Source organism: Micromonospora sp. M71_S20 (assembly GCF_003664255.1).
GTDB lineage: Bacteria > Actinomycetota > Actinomycetes > Mycobacteriales > Micromonosporaceae > Micromonospora.
Genome location: NZ_RCCV01000001.1, coordinates 1,786,056 through 1,805,705, shown reverse-complemented (window position 1 = coordinate 1,805,705; position 19,650 = coordinate 1,786,056). Strand labels below are relative to the sequence as shown.

Here is a 19,650-nt window from a genome sequence, read left to right as displayed (position 1 = left end):
GCACATCCTTCACAAGGTCTGCCGGTGCGGGCGTTCCGCCGCCGGCGCTGGGGTGGTCGACCGGTCTCGTTCCAGGTGCCGCAGGTGCTCGAAGGTGGTCCGCACCAGCGCGGACCGGGGGCGCCCCCGGCGGGCCGACTCCACCGCGAAGCGCAGGGCCCGGGGTAGGTCCGCCCAGGCCCGCACCGCCTCGTCGTCGCCGAGGTGGCGGTACCGGAACGTCCGGTGCTGCGCGACGGCCCACAGGTCGTCCAGGTGCGACGCGGCGGCCTGCGGGTGCGCGACCACGTGGTCGCACAGGAACTCCAGGGCCGCGTCCTCGTCGAGCAGCCAGTCGCCGGGCAGCTCCGGCTCGCCCCCGGCGCTGCCCGTACGGATCAGCCAGTGCGGGTGCCCGCCGGCCGGCGGGGGCGCCCAGAAGCCGAAGGCCAGCGCGTTGCGCCGGTCCTGTTCCGGGCGCCACGCCGGCGGCGGGGTCATCGCGGCGAGCAGCCCGGCGGTGCCGAGCCAGCCGGCGTACGGCTCCTGCTCGCCGGTGGGCAGCAGCCCGCTGAACCCGTCGACCACGTGCCAGTCGTCGCCGCGCCGGTCGTCGACCAGCAGCCAGTGCGGCGCGTGCGCGGTGCCGTCGGTCGAGGGGGACCAGGGCAGCGCCGCGTTGTCGGTGACCACCAGCACCCGGCCGTGGCGGCGCAGTTCCGCGTCGACGGAGTCGACGACGCCGTCGACGGGGGCGGTGGCCCACGCCAGCCGGGTGCCGTCCGGCAGCCGGTCGAGCGGCACCCGGTGGTGGGAGAAGGCGAGCTGCCGCTCCGGCAGGTCCGTGCGCACCGCGACGCGTACCGAGTCGGCGAACCGGTCCGGGGTGTCGGCGAACTCGCCGGCCTGGTAGCCGGCCAGGTTGGCGGTGTAGCAGCTCAGCCCGGCGAAGCGGGGGTCCGGGGCGGTCATCGCGTACCCACCCCGTGCGCCACGCTCGCCGGGACGCGGCTGTGCCCGCGCAGGCTCACCCACCGCAGGTCGGCCCACCGGCCCGTCCGCCGTCCCGACGGCACTGGAATGGCCCAGGGCCGGCCGCCGAGGCCCGCGCCGGTCGCCTTCACGCACGCCTCCTGCACCGTCCAGATCCAGGCGAACTCGCGCACCCGGGCCGGCCCGGGCAGCCGGTCCAGGGCGGCGCGGACAGTCGGGGCGCAGCAGCGGCGCAGCAGCGCCGGCGGCGCGGGCACGGGCACCTGGACGTCGACGCCGACCGGTACGCCCCGCCCGAGCGCGGCGGCCACCGTCCCGGCGTCGTGGGAGAGGCTGACCGTGACCCCTGGCCACTCGGGCAGGTGGGGCTGGCCGCCGTCGTGGGCGGCGATCGGCGTGGCGCCGGCCGCCCGGCCCAGCTCGGCGCCGAGCAGCAGGCGCAGCAGCGCCCGCGCGGCCAGCCGTTCGGCGCGCGGCCCGGCGGGAAGGTCACCGACGGTCGCCAGGTCCGCCGGGGCCGGCGGAAGGTGGGCGAGCAGCCGCTGATCGGCCACGGCCACCCGCACCCGGGCGCCCAGCCGCAGCCGGACGATGCCACGGTGGCGGCCCGTCGGGTCCCGGCGCGGCCGCGCCCGGCGGGCCAGCGCCGCCCGCTGCCGGGCCGTCACGGTCGGCTCCCGAGCAGGTCGGGCACGTGCTCGGCGATCCCGGCGAGCATCGCGCCGGTGGCGCCGCCGGCCGTGGCGAACATGCCGGCCGCGGCCCGCAGCTGCGCCAGCCCGCCCTCGGCGTACGCCTCCGCGCCGAGCAGGGCGGCGCACTCGCCGAGCACCACGTCCAGGCCCTGCGCCACCGAGACCTTCAGCAGCATGCTGGTCACTAGGGGCTCGGTGCTCACCCGGTGGGCGTCGCAGGCCGCCTGGATCCGCCAGGCCTCCACCACGCACCGGGCGAACCGCTCCCGGATCGCCGCGTTGTCCCAGGCCCGGCCGCCGCCGAGGGGACGGTCGACCAGCCGGCGGTGGGTGTCGGCGAGCACCCGCCGGCACATCGCGGCGGCCCACACGCCGCCCGCGAAGCGTTCCGTGGCGATGTGCCGGGCGAAGCTGACCATTCCCCGGCCGGGCCGGCCGACCAGGTACGACCGGTCCAGGCACACCTGGTCGAAGTGCAGGTCGCCCAGGCCGGCGCCGGAGAGTGGGGTGCCCCGGGTCGCGGACACCCGGACGCCGGGGGCGTCCGTGGGCACCAGCACCCACACGAAGCTGGTGAAGTGCCGCTGCGGGCGGTGCCGGGCCAGCACGAGCGCGTGCCCGGCGGTGCGGGCGTTGGTGATCCACCGCTTCCCGCCGTCGAGCACCAGCGACCGGTCGTCGAGGCGTACCGTCGTGCCGAGCTCCATCAGGTCGGAGCCGGCGCCGTCGCGGTCCGTCGCGGCCAGTGCGAGCGTCGCGCGACCGGCGACCGCGTCGAGGTACGCGGCCCGGACCGGCCCGTCCTCCGGCACCGCGTCGACCTGTTCGCGCAGGACGGGCAGCGCGCTGGCGACCTGGACGCAGACCGACAGCACCACCCCGACCGGGCAGTGCGCGTCGAGGGTGCCGAGCAGCCCCGGCAGGTCGGCCGGCCCGAGGTCGCGCAGCAGGCCGTGCTCGCCGAGCGCCCGCCACACCGCGCGGGCGTCCCCGCGCGTCGTCAGCCCGCGCAGCGCCGCCCCGGTACGCGCGGCCACGTCGCCGCCGGGGTCGGGTGCCGCCGGGCCGGGCCCGGTGCGGGCCGTCGCCGGTGCCGTCCGCAGCTCAGGCAAGGTGCACCTGCCGGTCGCGCAGCGTCAGCGCCCCGTTGACCAGCAGCAGCCGGTCGTTGGCGTAGTTCAGCGAGGCCGAGCGGAGGTCCCGGAAGACCCGCTCCAGGTACAGCGGCGACGACCTGAGATAGCCGTGCCGGAGACCGACCAGCTCCACCATCTCGTCGGCGGCGGCGAAGCACTGCTCGGCGGCGTGCACCTTCAGGGAGTTGACCAGTAGCTGGGTCGACGGGTCGGCCACGTCGGGGGTGCTCTCCACGGCGGCGACGGTGTGCCGCAGCAGGGCGTTGACCAGGTCGAGCCGGCCCCGGACCCGGGCCAGCCGGGTCAGCAGCAGCTCCGACGACGGATCGAACTGGCCCCGGCCGGCGTCGCGGATGTGGTGCAGGATCCTCGACAGCGCGCCGGTGGCCGCGCCGAGCCACGCCGCCGACCAGCCGATGTGCGCCAGCGGGCCGAAGGTGGGGGCGACGATCTCGCGGAACTTCCCGGGTGCGCCGATCACCTGGTCGGCCGGCACCCGCCCGGTCAGTCGCATCGGCACGCTCTGGGTGGCCCGCATGCCGAGCGGCTGCCAACCGCCGCGCACCTCCAGCGTGAGCTGGTCGCGGCGGGCGTACACCAGGGAGACCTGGCTCGGCGAGGTGGCGTCCGGCGCCAGCGTGGTGATCAGGTACGCGTCGGCGTGCTGGCCGCCGGTCACGATGGGGGCGTCCCGGTCGATCGTCAGGGTCCCGGCGTCCTGCCGGACCGTCGACTCCGAGCTGAGCAGGTGCCCGCCCTTGCCGCGCTCGGTGGTGACCGAGGCGAGGTACACGTCCCCCTTGCCGAGGGCCGGCAGGAGCCGCTCGGCGAGCGGGCCGTCGGCGTGCCGGACCACCGCCACGACCTGCTGGCAGTGCATCGCGAAGATCAACGCGACGGACATGTCCACCCGGGCCAGCCGCAGCGTCACGTCGACGAGGTCGCCGAGCCCGCCGCCACCGCCGCCGTGCTCCGCCGGCACGAGCAGGCCGAGCAGGCCGGTCGCCCGCATCGCGTCCAGCGCCGCCGTGGGGAACTCCGCCGTCTCGTCGGCGTGCTCCGCGTGCGCGGCGGCGGCGGCCAGCACCTCCTCCAGCGCCCCCTCGTGGCGGGTCGCGGTGCTCACGCCGCCCGTCCCCGCAGCGACTCGATGGTGCTCCACAGGCTGCCCGCGGTGGCGAAGGTGCTGTCGGTCAGCAGCTCGTCGGGCATGGACACGCCGTAGGTGTCCTCGATGGTGAACAGCAGCTCGATCGCGCGCATCGAGTCCAGGCCCAGTTCGTTGAGCGAGGCCTCGGCGGTGATGGGCTGCGTCCCCGCGTACTTGAGGAACGGCTTGAGCAGGTCCGGAAAAGCGGCGTCCATTGTCAGATCAACCCCTGTCGCTGCCGATGACGGTGTGCCGGGTGAGCTCCAGCCGGGTCACGCCGGTGATCCGGCCTCCGGCGACGGTGACCTCGACCGGCATGGGATGCGCGAGGAAGGCCACCAGGCTGGCGTAGAGGCCGTACGCGCCCACGTTGGGCACGGCGACCAGCTGGCCCGGGACCAGTGGCGGGAGGGCGGCGGCGCGGGCCCACGTGTCCAGCGGCGTGCACAGCGGCCCGGTGACGATGGTCCCGGGCACCGGCGCGCCGGCCGCCGCGTCCACGGTGACCAGGTCCGGCACGATCGGCGGCAGCCGGCGCAGCCCGGACATCCCGCCGAGGTGGTGGATGCCCGACTCCAGCACCACCACGGTGGCGCCCTGCGACCGCTTCACGTCCAGGACCCGGGTGACCAGCGTGCCGCAGGTGCCGACCAGGTACCGGCCGGACTCGAAGGCGACGCCCGGCCCGCGCTCCGGCCAGCCCGGGAAGGCGTCGCCGAGCAGCGCTGTCAGCCGGTCCGCCAGCTTCGGCAGCTCCGGCCGGTCGCCGGCCCGCGCGAAGGGCGCCCCGAAGCCGCCGCCCAGGTCGATCAGCTCCGGCTGCACCCCGGTCGCCGCCGCCAGCCGCCGTACGGTGTCGACGGACTGGGTGAACTGGGCGAGCAGGGCGTCCTCGCCGTCGACGTTGCTGCCCATGTAGAGGTGGAACCCGATCGGACGCACGTGGCCGCGCGGCCCGAACAGGTCGGGCCGGTCCAGCACCCAGCGCACGTCCGCGCCGAACTGCGAGGCGACGCCGGTCATGGTGAGCCCCTGCCCGGGGGCCGGGGTGTCGTCGTTGATCCGCACCAGCGCGCGTACCTCGACGCCGTGCTCGCGGGCCACCCGGTCGAGCTGGTCCAGCCCGTACGGCGAGTCGACGGAGAAGAGCCCGACGCCGGCCCGGACGGCGTCGACCAGGTCGACGTCCCGCTTACCCGGGCCCGTGTAGAGGATCTCGGCCGGATCGCAGCCGGCCGCCAGCGCGACGCGCAGCTCGCCGGGGGAGCAGACCTCGGCCCGGCACCCGGCGGCGGTCAGGTCGGCGACCACCGTCGGGTGCGGGTTGGCCTTGAGCGAGTAGAACAGCTCGGCGGGCCCGGGCAGGGCGGCGCGCAGCGCGGCGTACGAGCGGGCCAGCTCGTCCAGGTCGTAGAGGTACGCCGGGGTCTGCGGCGCGTCCGGCCGGTCGAAGAGTCCCGTGAGCTCAGACACGGGCGCGCTCCGTCCACATCCGGTACAGCTCCGCCCGGTCGACCTTGCCGTTGCGGGTCAGCGGGATCTCCGGCACGACCAGGCAGGTGCGGGGCGTCTTGATCTCGTCGAGTTCGGTGCGCAGCGCGGCGAGCACCTCCGGCGCGGTCAGCTCGCTCACCGCGAACAGGGTGGCCGAGTCGCCGCCGTCCTCGGCGCGGGGCGGCAGCACGGCGGCGGCCTGCACCTGCGGTATCCGGTACGCCGCCGCCTCGACCTCGGTGACGCTGACGCGGATGCCGCGCTCCTTGTAGATGTCGTCGCGCCGGCCGACGAAGTAGAGGTAGCCGTCGGCGTCGAGCCAGCCGTGGTCGCCCGTGCGCAGCTGGGGGAAGAGCCCCTCGACGCGGGGGAAGCGCTGCGCGGTCAGCTCCGGGCGACGCCAGTAGCCGGCCATCACGTGCGGGCCCCGGACCACGATCTCGCCGACGGTGCCGGGTGGCACCGGCGCGCCGTCCGCGTCCACGATCAGGATCTCGGTGCCCGGCAGGGCCCGCCCGGAGGCGCCGGGCCGGCGCAGGTCCTCGTCGACCGGCATGATCGCGGCCCGCTTGCACTCGGTGAGCCCGAACATCAGCTGTACGCGCAGGGTGGGGATCCGGGCGCGCAGGTCGCGCAGGACCTCGGGCGGCATCGCCGCGCCGGTGTTGGTGAGCAGGCGCAGCGCGGGCGTGGCCGTGCCCGGGCGGGACAGCATCCGGGCCAGGCCGCGGGCGAGCGCGGGCACCGCGGGCAGCACGGTCGCGCCGCTGTTCACCAGGTGCCGGGGCAGCGTCGGGCCGGTGTCGGCGGGGGAGGCCAGGTGCAGCCGGGCGCCGGCCAGCGTGCTGAGGAAGATCTGGTACATGCCGTAGTCGAAGGAGAGCGGCAGGGCGCACCACACGACGTCGTCGGCCCGGTAGGCGAGCTGGGAGGCGATGGCGCCGACGGCGAAGACCACCTGCGCGTGGGTGGACACCACCGCCTTCGGCATGCCGGTGCTGCCGGAGGTGTAGATGAGGCAGACCGGGTCGACGGCCAGCGGGGCCGCCGCCGGCTCGGCGTCGGGGCCGTCCCGCACGATGTCGCGCAGGTCCGCCGAGCCGACCGTCGGCACCCCGTGTTCGGCGGCCACGGCCAGCGCCCGGGGGCTGTCGGTGACGAGCAGTGCGGGCTCCGCGTCGGTCAGCACGTGCGCCAGGGCGATCGCGGGGGACTGGTCGTTGACCACGCTGAACACGGCGCCCGCGCGGGAGCAGGCGTACAGCAGGGCGGGCAGCAGCGGGTCGGTGGGCAGGCAGACGACCACCCGCTCGCCCCGGCGGACACCCCGCCCGGCCAGCCAGCCGGCGAGCCGCCGACTGGCGGCGTCCAGCTCGCCGTAGCTCTGGACCAGGTCGCCGTGCGCGATCGCGGGTGCGTCCGGCCGGGCGGTCGCGGTGCGGTCCAGCAGGTCGTGCAGCAGCCCGCTCACCGGCCCGACACCCCCTGCGTCGCCGGCCGGGCCCGCCCGAACACGGCGCCCAGCGAGTCGAGGTCGTGCAGGGCCGTCCCGGTGAGGTCGTCCGGGTCCAGCTCCACCCCCAGCCGGGTCTCCGCCCGCTCGATCACCTCGACCAGCCGGAACGAGTTGAAGCCCGACAGCGTCCGCAGCGGACGCCCGTCGACCGGCACCTCCGGGCCGACGCCGAGCACGGCGCGTACCTCGTCGGCCAGCACCGCGCGGATCCGGCCCGGGTCGGCGGCCGGCCCGTCCTGCGGCGGCGGCACCGGCCCGGCGTCGGCGAGGCGCCCGGCGAGCGCCACGTCGTCGCGCAGCAGGCCGGCGAGCTGGTCGAGGACGGGGGCGGGAAAGACGCCGCCCCGGCGGACCCGGCGCATCGCCACGTAGCTCTGACCGGCGAGGGCGAGCCAGGCGTCGGCGCGTTCGGCGGCCTCCCGCGCCGCGTCGGCGGTGTCCGGGTCGCCGGCCAGCCAGGCGGCGTGCAGGGCCCGGGAGCGGCCGAGCAGCCACACGTCGAGCACCAGCTGGGCCGCCGCCTCCGCCTCGCCGGACCGCCGCCGGACCGCCGTCAGGTAGTCCTCGATCCGGTCGGCCTCGGCGCGCAACGCGGCGGCGTTGTCCCGCAGGACCGCCGCCCGGTCGAGCACCGGGGCACCGTCGGCGACGACGGTCATCGCGGTCGCCCGGGGCACCGCCGCGTCGAAGTCGGCGGCCGACATCCGCCACGTCCCCGGTCGCGCGTCGCCCCACTGGGTGGAGTTGTGGTAGCCGTCGACCACGACGCAGTGCTCGCCGGCCTCGACCAGCAGGAAGCTGTGCTCCATGTGCTGGTGGCCGGCGTACGGCAGCCAGCTCATGGTGAACGTGTCGGCGACCACGTAGAGCGGCGAGTGCTCCGCCAGCAGCTCGCGCAGCCGCGCGCCGGGCACGTCGTCCCAGCGCCGGGCGACCCGCAGGCCGAGCAGGTCGGCCGCCTCGGCCAGCCGCCGGTCCACCGACGCGGTCACCGCCGGCGTCCCGGCGGGCCCCTCGGCGGCGTGGAACCGCAGGCTGGCGCCGAGCGCCAGGTGCGCCCCGGGCCGGTAGGCCCGGTCGGCCAGCGCGGCCAGGTTCACCTGGACGCAGTCCAGCAGGTCGGCGCGGAGACCGGTCAGCACCGGCGTCCACTCCCGGCTGCGCGTCGGCACCGCAGGCACAGCGACCATGTCACGCCCTTCACGTCGGGTGGACCGCGCGGAGCGACGCCGTCGCCGCCCGCAACGCGTCCGCGTCGGCCGGCCGGTCCTCGGGCAGACCGGCGAGGAGCTTGTCGTACGCGGCCAGGTCGAGCAGGCCGTGCCCGCTGACGCAGACCAGCACCCCGTGCCGCGCCGGGTGCCCGGGTTCGCGCCCGGTCGCCACGCGGGCGGCGGCGGCCAGCGCGTGACCCGACTCCGGCGCGGGCAGCACCAGCTCGGTCAGGGCGAACGTCCGGCCGGCGGTCAGCGCCTCCCGTTGGCCCACCGCCAGCGCCGAGATCTGGTCCCGGTGCCGCATGGCGGAGACCAGCTTCGCCGCGCCGTGGAAGCGCAGGCCGGCCGAGTGCGACGCCGGGATCGCGTACCCGCTGCCGATCGTGTACATCGGCTCCATCGGGCCGGTGCCGGTGGAGTCGGTGTGGTCGTAGGCGTACACCCCCCGGGTCAGCTTCGGGGTGGCGCTGGACTCGACCGCGATCAGGTCGGCGGGCACGTCCAGCTCGCCGGCCCGCCAGGCGGCGAAGAACGGCAGGGCCAGCCCGCCGAAGTTGCTGCCGGCGCCCACGCAGCCGATCACCGCGTCCACGGGGGCGTCGAGGGCGGCGAGCTGATCGATCGACTCCAGGCCGATCACCGACTGGTGCAGGATGCTGTACGTCTCGCCGCTGCCGATGCAGAACGCCCGCTTGGGGTCCGCCCGGGCGTACTCGACGGCCTCGCCGATGGCCAGCGCGAGGCTGTTGCCCTGCCCCGGCCGCTCGGCGGCGGCGCGTCCCACCCCGGTCAGCGGGCTGGGACTGGCGTGCAGCTCCGCGCCGTAGAGCCGCATCAGGCTGCCCCGGTACGGCTTGTCGCGCAGGCTCCCGCCGACCATGAAGACGGTGCAGGCCATGCCGAACGCGGCGCAGGCGGCGGCGAGGGCGCTGCCCCACTGCCCGGCGCCGGTGCCGGTGACCAGCTCCCGGAAGCCCGCGCGGTGGTAGTAGTGGGCCTGCGCCAGCGCGGTGTTGAACTTGTGGCTGCCGGAGATGTTGCCGCCCTCGTACTTGACGTAGACCGGGACCGTGGCCCCGATCTCGGCCTCGAAGCGTCGGGCCCGCCACAGCGGCGCCGGCCGGTAGGCCCGGTAGCGCTCGGCCACCGGCTCCGGGATCGGCCAGAACTCCCGGGCCGACACGCTCTGCCGGATCAGCTCCAGCGGCAGGGTCGCGGTCACGGGGCCACCGGTGTCCTCCGGCGTCACGTCCGCGGGCAGGTCGTAGCCGAGGTGCGGCAGGACGCTGCGCCAGGCCCGGGGCGTCTCGGTCACGACTCCTCCTTCACCACGTCGGCGACGACGTCGACCAGGTCCGCGACGGTCGTGAAGATCCGCCCGGCGAAGATGTCGTCCGGCAGCGTCACGTCCAGCTCGTCCTCCAGCCGGACGAGCATGCCGAGGAAGCCCAGCGAGTTGACCCGCAGCAGGTCGCCGTTGAGGGGCTCGTGGTCGTCGACCGTGCCGGGGTCGACCGCGAGCCGGGACTCGCGTACGACCAGCCGTTTCACGGCCTCGTTGATCAGGGACCGGTCCGTCATGCCGCCTCCGTCCCGTCGCCGCGCAGCCTGCCCCCGGCGTCGACGACCCAGCTCCAGGTCAGCAGGGCGGACAGGTCGACGGGCCCGCGTACGTGCAGCCGGCCCGTGCTGATCGACAGCTCCGGTCCCAGCGCCATCGTCGGGCCGTCGTGCAGGCGCAGGGAGCCGTTGACCACCAGCGCGGCGGCGTCCACCCTGGCCAGGAACCCGGCCACGACCGCCGGGTCGGCGGCCACCACGCCCTCGGTGTGCCGGGAACCGAAGCGGCGGATGTGGGCCGCCGCCTCGTCGAGACCGGCGACGGGCCGGATGCCGACCGCGCGTTCCAGGAACTCGCGGCCGTCGTCGGCGGCGGTCAGCTCGGCCACCGGCGCCCCGGCGGGCACGGCGGCGGCCAGCCGGGGGTCGACCCGCAGCAGCCACGGCTCGGCCAGCCCGGCGCCGGCCCGCAGCAGGGCCCGGGTCAGCTCCTCGGCCACGTCGGCGTGGGCCAGCACCAGTTCGAGGGTGTTGCACGCGGTCGGCTCGCCCAGCTTGCTGTCGAGTGCGATCCGGGCGGCCAGCTCCAGGTCGGCGCTGCGGTCGACGTAGAGGTGGTTGACGCCGCCGCCGCTGGCGATGACCGGGATGGTGGAGCTGGTCAGGCAGTAGTCGATCAGGGACGGGCTGCCCCGGGGGATCAGCACGTCGACCGCGTCGTGCCGCTTCAGCAGGGCCCGCACCAGCCGGCGGTCGGGGTCGGTGACGATCCGTACGGTGCCGGCGGGCAGCCCCGCGTCCTCCAGCGCCCGCCCGACGACGACGGCGAGGGCCCGGTTGGTGGCCGCGATCTCCGACCCGCCCCGCAGGACGGCCACGTTGCCGACCGCCACCGGGAGCAGGGCGCCCTCCACCGTCACCGTCGGCCGCGCCTCGAAGATCATCAGCACCACGCCGAGCGGCTTGGGCAGCCGGCGTACGGTGGCGCCGTTGCCGGCCCGGTGCCCGGCGGCCGGCGCGGTCACCGCCGGCAGCGCCGCGCGGGTCCGCGCGATCAGGTCGACCAGCGCGTCGAGGTGGCGCTTGCCGAGCGCCAGGCGGTCCACCAGCTCGGGGCCGAGACCCGCCTCGGCGCCCCGGGCCACGTCGGTGGCGTTCGCCGCCAGGACGTCGGCCCAGCCGGAGGAGAGCCGGTCGGCGAGCGCCTCGCAGTACCGGTCGTAGCGCCCGTCGCCGGGCGGGGGCAGCTCGGCCCGGGCCCGCGTCGCGCCGTCCAGGATCTCGTCCACATCGGTCACCACATGAACTGCCCACCGTCCACGATCAGCTTCTGCCCGGTCAGGTATCCGCTCGCCGGCCCGACGAGGAACTCCAGGGCGTCGGCGATCTCCTCGGTGGTGCCGATGCGGCCCCGGGGGATCTCCGCGACCACCGCCGCCCGGGCGGCCGGGTCGTCCAGCCGGAACCGGGACACCAGCTCGTCGGTCTCGGTCATGCCGGGGATCAGGCAGTTGACCCTGATCCGGGGCGCCAGCTCCAGCGCCAGGCACTTGGTGAGCTGGAGCAGGCCGGCCTTGCTGGCGCAGTAGTTCACGCCGTTGCGGCGGGGGCGGATGCCGGTGGTGGCCCCCACGTTGACGATCACGCCGTCGCGCTCGGCCGCCAGCATCGCCGGCGCGAACCCCCGGGTGAGGTGGAAGACGCCGGAAAGGTTGGTGTCCAGCACCCGCCGCCAGTCCTCGGTCGACATCTCCAGGAACGGCCGGTCGATGTTGATGCCCGCGTTGTTGACCAGCACGGTCGGCGGGCCGTGCTCCGCGAGGACCGTCCGCACGGCGGCGTCGACCGCGGCGGCGTCGCCGACGTCGAGCCGGACGGGGTGGAACGCGTCGCCGAGCTCCGCCGCCGCCGACGCCGCCGCGACGGCGTCACCCCGGTACGGCGCGACCACCCGGTGCCCCAGCTTCACCAGCCGGCGGCTGAAGGTGAGCCCGATGCCCCGGGTGCCGCCGCTGACCACCGCGAGCGGGCTCATCGCCGCACCGCATCCGAGGCCCGGCCGAGGAACGGCGTCACCTCGTCGACCAGCTGCGGCAGGCGGTCGGGGTCGAAGACGTCGAAGTGCCCGGCGTCGAGCCGCCCGGCGCTCAGCTCCGGCGCCAGTTCCCGCCACCGGGCCTCGGCCTCGGCGCGGAACCCGAACTCCTCGTCGGTGCACATCAGCATCAGCACCCGACCGGCGTAGGGCCGGTCGGCCCGGTAGTCCGCGAGGGCGGCGACCTGGGTGTCGAAGACCCGCCGGACCCGCTCGACGGTCGCCGGGTCGGGGCGCGGCCCGAGCATCCCGACGACGGTCTCGCGGACCCGGGCGTCCTCCTCGGCCGTGGCGCGGCGCGGCAGCGGCGTCGCGTCCACCAGCACCAGGTCGGGCAGGTGCCCCCGCTCGGCCAGCCGGACGCACAGTTCCCAGGCGACCGAGCCGCCGAGGGACCAGCCGAGGACGGCCGCCGGGACCGTGCCGTCCGCGTCCAGCGCCCGCGCCGCCGCGTCGGCCATCTCGGCGATGCTGAGGTCCGGCTCCTCGTCGGGCAGCAGGCCGGCCGCGCGTACCGCCGCGACGTTGTGGGTCCTGCCGATGGCCGCGGCGAGCCGCAGGTAGGGGTGCAGGCCGCCGCCGGCGCCCGGCAGCAGCACGCACGCCGGTCGGGCGCCCCGCCGCAGCAGGGGGACCAGCCGGCCGGGCAGCCTGGTCGTCACGGCGTCACCGCCGGGTCGCCGCCGCGCGCCGAGCGGACGAGCCCCGCCAGGGTGGCCACGGTGGGCGCGGCGAAGAAGTCGACAAGCGGCACCGCCACCCCGTAGCGCTCCTGCACCTCGGCGAGGGTGGTGAAGATGTTCAGCGAGTGGGCGCCGTACTCGATGAGCGGGCGGTCCGGCCGGATGCCCTCGACGTCGAGCACCCCGCCCCAGAGCCCGGCCAGCTCCCGCTCCAGGTCGTCGGCGTACGCGACCTCCGTGCTGTCCGCGCTCTGCTGCTCGACCAGCAGCTCGTCGGCGAGCCGCAGCAGGGCGTCGCGGTCGGTCTTGCCGGTCGGCGTGGTCGGGACCCGGTCGACCGGGAAGATCCACAGGGGACGCATGTAGACCGGCAGCGCCGTGGCCAGCCGTTGGCGGACCTGTTCGGGGTCGACGGTGGAGCCCGCGTCGGGACGGACGAACAACCCGAGTTCCCGGTCGGACCCGGAGCCCCGGACCACCGCCACCGACTGTCGGACGCCGTCGACCTGGTTCGCGACCGCCTCGATCTCGCCCAGCTCGATCCGGTATCCCCGGATCTTGACCTGGGTGTCCATCCGCCCCAGGAAGACCAGGTCGCCCCGGTCGTCGCGGACCACGAGGTCCCCGGTGCGGTACACGGTCGCGTCGGGCGCGCCGGAGAAGCGGTCGGGCACGAACCGCTCGGCCGTGATCTCCGGGTCGTTGATGTAGCCCTCGGCGGGGCAGTTCCCGCCCAGGAGCAGCTCGCCGGCGACGCCGGGCGGGGCGAGGTGGCCGGTGGCGTCGACCACGTACGCGCTCACCCGCGGGTACGGCTGGCCGATCGGCACGTGGGTCGGCCAGACCGCGTCCCGGTAGGACAGCCGGTGCGAGGTGACCGCGTGGGTCTCGGTGGGGCCGTACAGGTTGACCAGGGTGCAGTGCGGGTGGGCGAGGAAGAAGTCGCGGATCTCGTCGTCGACGATGAGCTGCTCGCCGGAGACGCACAGGTAGCGCAGCGCGGGCAACCGGGTGCCCCGGCCCGCGGCGGTCTGCACCAGGGGGCGCAGCGCCGCGACCGGCAGGTAGACGTGGGTCACCTCGGTCCTGGCGATCCGGCTGAGGACGGCGGTGAACATCCGTCGGTCGGCCGGCTCGCGGGAGACCACCGTCCCGCCCGCCGCCAGGGTCGGCAGGATCTCCTGGAAGGAGACGTCGAAGCCGAGCGGGGCGTACTGGAGGAAGCGGGTCTCGGCGTCCATGCCGAGGGCCGCGATCTGCCAGCTGGTGAGGTTGGCCAGTGGGCGGTGCCCCATCTGGACGCCCTTGGGCTGCCCGGTGGAGCCCGACGTGTACATCACGTAGATCGGGGCGTCGGGGTCGGCCAGCGGGTCGGGCACCGGCTCCGTCGTGGCGGCCAGGTCCGCCACCGCGACCGTGGGCACGTCGGGCACCAGGGCCTCGCCGACGACGAACTCGCAGCCGGCCCGCCGGACCATGTACTCCAGCCGCTCGGCGGGCAGGCCCGGATCCAGGGGGAGGTACGCCGCGCCCCGGCGCAGGATGGCCAGGATGGCGGTCACCGTGTCGCAGAGGGTCGTCGCGGCGAGGCCCACCACGGCCCGGGGGCCGACGCCGTGCGCGGCGAGCCCGGCGCTGATCCGCTCGGCCTCGGCCAGCAACTGCCGGTAGTCGAGCCGGCGGGTCGGGTCCTCGATCGCGGGGGCGTCGGGCCGCTGCCGGGCCGCCGCCGTCACCCAGTCCCACGGCGTGTCGCCGGTCAGCGGGCTGGTCCAGCCGTCGGAGCGGACGCTGGCCGCGGCGGAGGCGTCGGCGAAGAGGTCACCGAGCCGTTGCGAGCCGTCCCGGACCGCCCCGCGTACGGCGTCGCGCAGCGAGGTGAGCAGCCCGTCGGCGACGACCGGTGCGATGAGCTGCCGGTCGTACTCGAGTTCGAGCAGCCACCGGCCGTCGACGGGGGTGGCGCCCAGCCAGAGGTCGAACTTGGCGGTGCCGTTGCCGGGCTCCAGGACCCGCAGCACGGCCCCGCCCGCCTCCGGCGTGAAGGTGTCCTGCATGGCGAGCATTGCCGAGAACAGCGGGTTGCGGTTGCTGGAGCGGTCGGGCCGTACGTCGGCGACGAGCCGGTTGAAGGTGACGTCGACGTTCGCGCGGCAGAAGTCGATGGACTCCCGGACCACCTTGCCGAGATGCTCGTCGACGGTGCGGCTCCACTCCACGTCGACGGTGACCGGCAGCGTGTTGACGAAGAAGCCGCCGAGGTCGAACGCGCCGATCGTGCGGCGGGCCATGAACGGGCTGCCGACCAGGACGCTGGACACGTTGCCGTGCCGGGCCAGCACCGTGCCGTAGATGCCGGAGAAGAAGACGAAGGGGGAGATCTCCAGCCGCCGGCAGGTCTCCGACAGCGCGGCCGTCTCAGCCTGGCTGAGATACCAGCTGACCCGGTCGCCGGTGAACTCCGTCTGCGCGGCGCGGCCGGGCAGTGGGGCCAGCACCAGGGGCGGGACCTCCCGCAACCGGGCCGCCCACTCCCGGGACCGGTCGACGACGCGGTCGGAGGTGGCGGTGCGGTTCTGCGCGGCCAGCTCCTTGACGAAGGCCTTCTCGCGGGCGGCGCGCCGCTGCTCGATCTCCGCCCCGACGAGGCGGCCGGACAGCGCCTCCTCCAGGTCCCGCACCAGCGGCCCCATCGACACGCCGTCGAGGATGATGTGGTGGTCGCACATGAGGACGGCCACGCGGGGCTCGTCGACGCAGCGGACGACGGCGAAGCGGTACGCGGGGCCGTTGGCCAGGTCGAACTCGGGTCGTCCGATCCGCCGCTGTGCCGCGCCGACCGCCTCCTCGAAGTCGCGCAGCCGGGCCGTGACCCGTTCGAGCGGGAAGTCCTCCGGCCCCGGCGGCGGGGTGAGCCGCGCGTGCATCTCCGGGAGCAGCCCGAAGACCTGGCGCATCGCCGGCTGGACGGCGACCACCGTGGCCAGCGCGCGCTCGATCGTGTCGTCGGGGATCGACGGGTCGATGTCGAACCGGACGAGCTGGTTGTAGACGGCGCGGCCGGGCGAGCGTTCGTTGACGACCAGCAGCCCCTTCTGCGACTCGGTGATAGGCAGTCGCACCGGCCCGGTGTCCGTCGCGGGTTCCGTCCCGGCCGTCGTGGTCACCGTGCGCCTCCGGTCTCGGCTCCCACGCCGCTCAGCTCGCGTAGCCACTGCTTGAGGTCACCCACGGTGCGGAGGTCCACCAGGCGGGTGGCGTCGATCTCCGCGTCGTCGTCGTCGGCCAGCTCGACGGCGAGTCGCAGCAGGGACAGCGATTCGAGGCCGGCCTCCAACAGGGGGGTCGAGTCGTCGAAGGCCACCGACGCGTACTTCGCGATCGTCGTGTCGAGGTCAGCTGGAGTCGTCATCCCTGCTTCCCGTTCACCTGAGGTCGGCCGCGCCGCAATGATCGGAAACCGGACGAGGAGCCGGCTGCCGATCGAGGTGGGGTCGACTGAATTTGCGCTTGGAAGTTCTACGGGTCCGAGCATCCCGGCGTCGATGTTCTCTCGATGTTCCCGGGATGGAATGTCGTTGGTCGCTGATTCGGGTGGCACCCCGGTGCCCCGTCCGGCTCCGGCGGGGCGGCGCAAAAGGGGCGCTGGCCAGTGGCGGAGGCGGGGCGGCGGTGCGCGGCGGGGCGGCAATGCCGCTGTAATCGCCCAGATGCGGCATGGGGCGACAGAAACTCCCCGTACGCATTATTCGGGTCGCCGACGGGCGGTGATCGCCGTGCGTGGCCGCCGCCGGAGGGGCCGGCCGACCCACTGACGTGAGGATGGACACGTCCCCCCGGATGACCTATGGTGCAACCAGCGCAACGCAGAGTATTCCCATAAGGTGCGAAAGGGACTTTTCGCGATTGTTAGAGCCGCCTGTCGATATGCGTACGACCACCCTGTCAACGCGCAGACCCCGATGGCCTGCCGCTCCGCTCCGCCCCGGTGGCCAGCCCGATCGGAATTGCCGGCGATGACCGGGGTGGAAGTGCGGGATCGGTCGCCCGCCCGCTCGGCATTGCGTGTCAGCTAATTGACACACGCGACCGGGTAAATGGTCCCTTATCGTTTGTTCGGGTGGTGTGCGCACTTCGCGGCGGAGTTCCCATTCACTTCTCCTAATTCAAGACCGTGCGAGGGATTGTCGTGGCCACAGCTCAAACCACAGCGCAGGCGGATCCGCCCGGAGCCAGGCGAAACGAATGGATTCTGGTCATCTTCACGGGCACCACGAACATCGCCGACGCGGTGGCCCGGATCGCCCTCCCGCTGCTCGCCGCCCAGATCAGTAGATCGCCCGTGGTGGTCACCGCCGTCGCGGCCATCATGAGCCTGCCGTGGTTGGTGGCCGCGCTGCACGTCGGGGTCTTCGTCGACCGGATGGACCGGCGGGCCCTGCTGATGGCCGCCGAGATCGCCCGGATGGTCTCCGTCGGCGCGCTCCTCGTCGCCGTACTCTTCGCGAGCCCCACGCTGGCGCTGATCTACGCCGCCGCCCTGGTCATCGGCCTGGCCGACGTGGTGGCCGGAATCGCCGGAGTCTCCATCGTCCCGTCGGCCGTGCCGAAACACCGCTGGGAGACCGCCAACGCGCGGATCACGGCCCTGGAATACCTGTTCAACGGCTTCGCCGGGCAGCCGATCGGCGGCTTCCTGGTAGCGGTCGGGTTCGGGCTCGCGCTCAGCGTCACGGGGTTCGCCTACGTGGCCGGCGCGGTCCTGCTGCTCCTGCTGGTCGGCAACTTCAAGGTCGCGAGCCCCGCGCGCAAGCGCTCGGTCAACGAGGACATCCGCGAGGGCCTCCGGTTCCTCTGGCAGCACCGGCTGCTGCGGACGATGGCGCTGCTCATCGCGATCATGGCCGGCTGCTGGGCGGCGTGGCTCGCCCTCATCCCGGTCTACGCCGTCGGCGGCCCGCTCGGACTCGACGAACGGCAGTACGGCTTCCTGCTCACCGGCCTCGGCGCGGGCGGGGTGATCGGCACCGTCATCGTCGGGCCGGTCAACCGGTGGATCGGCCGACGCTGGTCCATGTTCACCGACATCGTCGGCGCCTTCGCCCTCGTCGCGGCCCCCGCGCTGCTGCCCGCCGCGCCGTCCAGCGCCTGGGCCATCGGCGCCGCGGCGTTCCTCGCCGGCGCCGGCGGCACGATGTGGACGGTCAACTCCCGGTTCATCACGCAGTCCCTGGTGCCGGCCGACATGCTCGGCCGGTTCAGCGCCGCGAGCCGCCTCGTGGCCTGGGGCATGACCCCGGTCGCCGCGATCCTCGCCGGCATCCTCGCCGAGTTCTTCTCCTACCAGGTGGCGTTCGGCTTCTTCGCGGTGCTCTGCGTGCTGCTGATCTACCCGTTCTTCAAGGTGGTCACCCGGGAGCGGATGGCCGAGGTCGACGGCCCGGCCGCCGCGCCGGCGTCCGGCGGCCCGGACGAAAGCGGGGGCGCCGGCACCGCCGACGACGGCGGGGACCTGCCGGAGGCGGCGACCACCGGCGGCTCCCGGTGAGCGCGGACGGCCGGACCCTCTTCCAGGGGTTCACCGACGCCGTCCGCCGGCATCCCGACGCCCCGGCGCTGCGCGTCGCCGGGCACGAACTGACGTACGCCGAACTCCTGGACCGGGTCGAGCGGCTGGCCACCCGGCTGGTCGCCCTGCACGGCCGTCCGCCCCGGGTCGTCGGGCTCTGCGCGTCGCGCAGCCTCGCGGCGTACGTCGGCTATCTCGCCACGCTGCGGCTGGCCGCGACCGTCGTGCCGCTGGGCCCCGACGCGCCGGCGGAACGGATCCGGCGGACCTGCGCCCACGCCGGGGTGGACGCCCTGCTCGCTGACGACGCGGGCCGGCGGGTGGCCGACGAGGCGGTCGGGCCGGCCGGCGTCCTGCACCTGCCCGACACCCCGGAGCAGCGCTGGTACGACGTGCCGGCCGAGCGGTGGACGGACGCGTACGCCGGCGGCCCCGACGACGTCGCCTACACCCTGTTCACCTCCGGGTCCACCGGCACGCCCAAGGGGGTGCCGATCCGGCACCGCAACCTCACCCCGTACCTCGCGCACTGCGTGCAGGCCTACCGGGTGGGGCCGGGGGCACGGCTGTCGCAGACCTTCGAGCTGACCTTCGACCCGTCGGTGTTCGACATGTTCGTCGCCTGGCTGTCCGGCGCGCTGCTGGTGGTCGCCGCGCCCGGCGACACCCTGGCTCCCGTCCGCTACGTCAACGACAACCGGATCACCCACTGGTTCTCCGTACCGTCGGTGATCTCCCTGGCCCGCCGCCTGCGCACCCTGCGGCCCGGCAGTATGCCGGGCCTGCGGTGGAGCCTCTTCGCCGGTGAGCAGCTCACCCTGGCCCAGGCGCAGGCGTGGGCGGACGCCGCGCCGGGCAGCACCCTGGAGAACCTGTACGGGCCCACCGAACTCACCGTCACCTGCACCCGTTACCAGCTCCCCGCCGATCCGGCGCGGTGGCCCCGCACCAGCAACGACACCGTGCCGATCGGGCGGATCCATCCGCACCTGGAGGGGGTCCTGCTGGCGGCCGACGGGGCCGCCGGAGACGACGGCGAACTCTGCGTGCGGGGCGGCCAGCGGTTCGACGGCTACCTCGACGCCGCGCAGAACCACGGCCGGTTCGTCGACCACGACGGGCACCGGACGGTCCCGGTCGACGGCCCGCCCGGCCCGCGGAGCTGGTACCGGACGGGTGACCGGGTCCGTCGGGAGGGCGGTGAACTGGTCCACCTGGGCCGGCTCGACGACCAGGTCAAGATCCACGGCTACCGGATCGAGCTGGGCGAGATCGAGTCGGTCCTGCGCCGGCACCCGGAGGTGCACGACGTCGTCGTCCTGGCGCTGCCCGGTGCCGGAGGGGTCGAGCTGCACGCGCTCTACACCTGCGACACCGTGGCGGAGGCGGCCCTGGCGGCCCTGGTGGCCGACCACCTGCCGCCCTACATGGCGCCGGCGCGGTACCACCGGGTCGAGTTCTTCCCGGTCAACGCCAACGGCAAGGTCGACCGCCGGCGGCTGGCAGCGGACGTCGGACTGGTCTGAGCGGCACCGACTCCCACCACGCTCACGAATCGAGAGC

At 74.9% G+C, this 19,650-nt stretch carries 17 protein-coding genes; 2 read left to right on the top strand and 15 right to left on the bottom strand.

The features are described from left to right. Positions 1–9 precede the first annotated feature (9 nt). From DER29_RS08075 to DER29_RS08005, 15 genes are read right to left on the bottom strand one after another with little or no spacing between them, the layout of a single operon-like run. Positions 10–951, bottom strand: a complete 942-nt coding sequence (locus tag DER29_RS08075) for a hypothetical protein (RefSeq protein ID WP_121396783.1) — start codon at positions 949–951, stop codon at positions 10–12. After that, positions 948–1,640 carry a 4'-phosphopantetheinyl transferase superfamily protein gene (locus DER29_RS08070; RefSeq protein ID WP_199729167.1) on the bottom strand — a complete coding sequence of 231 codons (693 nt, stop codon included), beginning with the start codon at positions 1,638–1,640 and terminating at the stop codon, positions 948–950. Before DER29_RS08070 ends, DER29_RS08075 begins: the two co-directional genes overlap by 4 nt. Next, a complete protein-coding gene (locus DER29_RS08065) occupies positions 1,637–2,779 on the bottom strand; it encodes an acyl-CoA dehydrogenase family protein (protein ID WP_121396782.1) in 1,143 nt (380 codons plus the stop codon). Before DER29_RS08065 ends, DER29_RS08070 begins: the two co-directional genes overlap by 4 nt. Further along, a complete protein-coding gene (locus DER29_RS08060; RefSeq protein ID WP_121396781.1) occupies positions 2,772–3,929 on the bottom strand; it encodes an acyl-CoA dehydrogenase family protein in 1,158 nt (385 codons plus the stop codon). Before DER29_RS08060 ends, DER29_RS08065 begins: the two co-directional genes overlap by 8 nt. Next, entirely contained in the window at positions 3,926–4,168 is a 243-nt protein-coding gene (locus DER29_RS08055; RefSeq protein ID WP_091623462.1) for a phosphopantetheine-binding protein, read from the bottom strand. The genes DER29_RS08060 and DER29_RS08055 overlap by 4 nt, the downstream gene beginning before the upstream one ends. Before the next feature lie 7 nt (positions 4,169–4,175). After that, entirely contained in the window at positions 4,176–5,426 is a 1,251-nt protein-coding gene (locus DER29_RS08050; protein ID WP_121396780.1) for a type III PLP-dependent enzyme, read from the bottom strand. Next, the gene (locus tag DER29_RS08045) at positions 5,419–6,918 is read right to left on the bottom strand and encodes a class I adenylate-forming enzyme family protein (RefSeq protein ID WP_121396779.1); all 1,500 of its coding nucleotides are present in this window, start codon (positions 6,916–6,918) and stop codon (positions 5,419–5,421) included. Before DER29_RS08045 ends, DER29_RS08050 begins: the two co-directional genes overlap by 8 nt. Continuing rightward, positions 6,915–8,153: an acyl carrier protein gene (locus DER29_RS08040; protein WP_121396778.1), complete on the bottom strand. Its 1,239-nt coding sequence runs from the start codon at positions 8,151–8,153 to the stop codon at positions 6,915–6,917. Before DER29_RS08040 ends, DER29_RS08045 begins: the two co-directional genes overlap by 4 nt. A gap of 10 nt (positions 8,154–8,163) precedes the next feature. Next, on the bottom strand, positions 8,164–9,495 hold the full coding sequence (locus DER29_RS08035; protein ID WP_121396777.1) for a TrpB-like pyridoxal phosphate-dependent enzyme: 1,332 nt from the start codon (positions 9,493–9,495) through the stop codon (positions 8,164–8,166). Beyond that, positions 9,492–9,761 carry an acyl carrier protein gene (locus DER29_RS08030; protein ID WP_121396776.1) on the bottom strand — a complete coding sequence of 90 codons (270 nt, stop codon included), beginning with the start codon at positions 9,759–9,761 and terminating at the stop codon, positions 9,492–9,494. The genes DER29_RS08035 and DER29_RS08030 overlap by 4 nt, the downstream gene beginning before the upstream one ends. Further along, complete coding sequence (locus DER29_RS08025; protein ID WP_233599678.1) at positions 9,758–11,038, bottom strand: glutamate-5-semialdehyde dehydrogenase; 1,281 nt, start codon at positions 11,036–11,038, stop codon at positions 9,758–9,760. The genes DER29_RS08030 and DER29_RS08025 overlap by 4 nt, the downstream gene beginning before the upstream one ends. Further along, positions 11,035–11,775, bottom strand: a complete 741-nt coding sequence (locus DER29_RS08020) for an SDR family NAD(P)-dependent oxidoreductase (RefSeq protein WP_121396774.1) — start codon at positions 11,773–11,775, stop codon at positions 11,035–11,037. The genes DER29_RS08025 and DER29_RS08020 overlap by 4 nt, the downstream gene beginning before the upstream one ends. Next, a complete protein-coding gene (locus DER29_RS08015; RefSeq protein WP_121396773.1) occupies positions 11,772–12,497 on the bottom strand; it encodes an alpha/beta fold hydrolase in 726 nt (241 codons plus the stop codon). The genes DER29_RS08020 and DER29_RS08015 overlap by 4 nt, the downstream gene beginning before the upstream one ends. Further along, positions 12,494–15,640 carry an amino acid adenylation domain-containing protein gene (locus DER29_RS08010; protein ID WP_233599677.1) on the bottom strand — a complete coding sequence of 1,049 codons (3,147 nt, stop codon included), beginning with the start codon at positions 15,638–15,640 and terminating at the stop codon, positions 12,494–12,496. The genes DER29_RS08015 and DER29_RS08010 overlap by 4 nt, the downstream gene beginning before the upstream one ends. Before the next feature lie 41 nt (positions 15,641–15,681). Continuing rightward, entirely contained in the window at positions 15,682–15,930 is a 249-nt protein-coding gene (locus tag DER29_RS08005) for a phosphopantetheine-binding protein (RefSeq protein WP_121396771.1), read from the bottom strand. A gap of 777 nt (positions 15,931–16,707) precedes the next feature. Between DER29_RS08005 and DER29_RS08000 the strand changes: the two genes are divergently transcribed. Then, entirely contained in the window at positions 16,708–18,066 is a 1,359-nt protein-coding gene (locus DER29_RS08000; protein WP_121396770.1) for an MFS transporter, read from the top strand. Next, complete coding sequence (locus DER29_RS07995; protein WP_121396769.1) at positions 18,063–19,613, top strand: amino acid adenylation domain-containing protein; 1,551 nt, start codon at positions 18,063–18,065, stop codon at positions 19,611–19,613. Before DER29_RS08000 ends, DER29_RS07995 begins: the two co-directional genes overlap by 4 nt. Positions 19,614–19,650 lie beyond the last annotated feature (37 nt).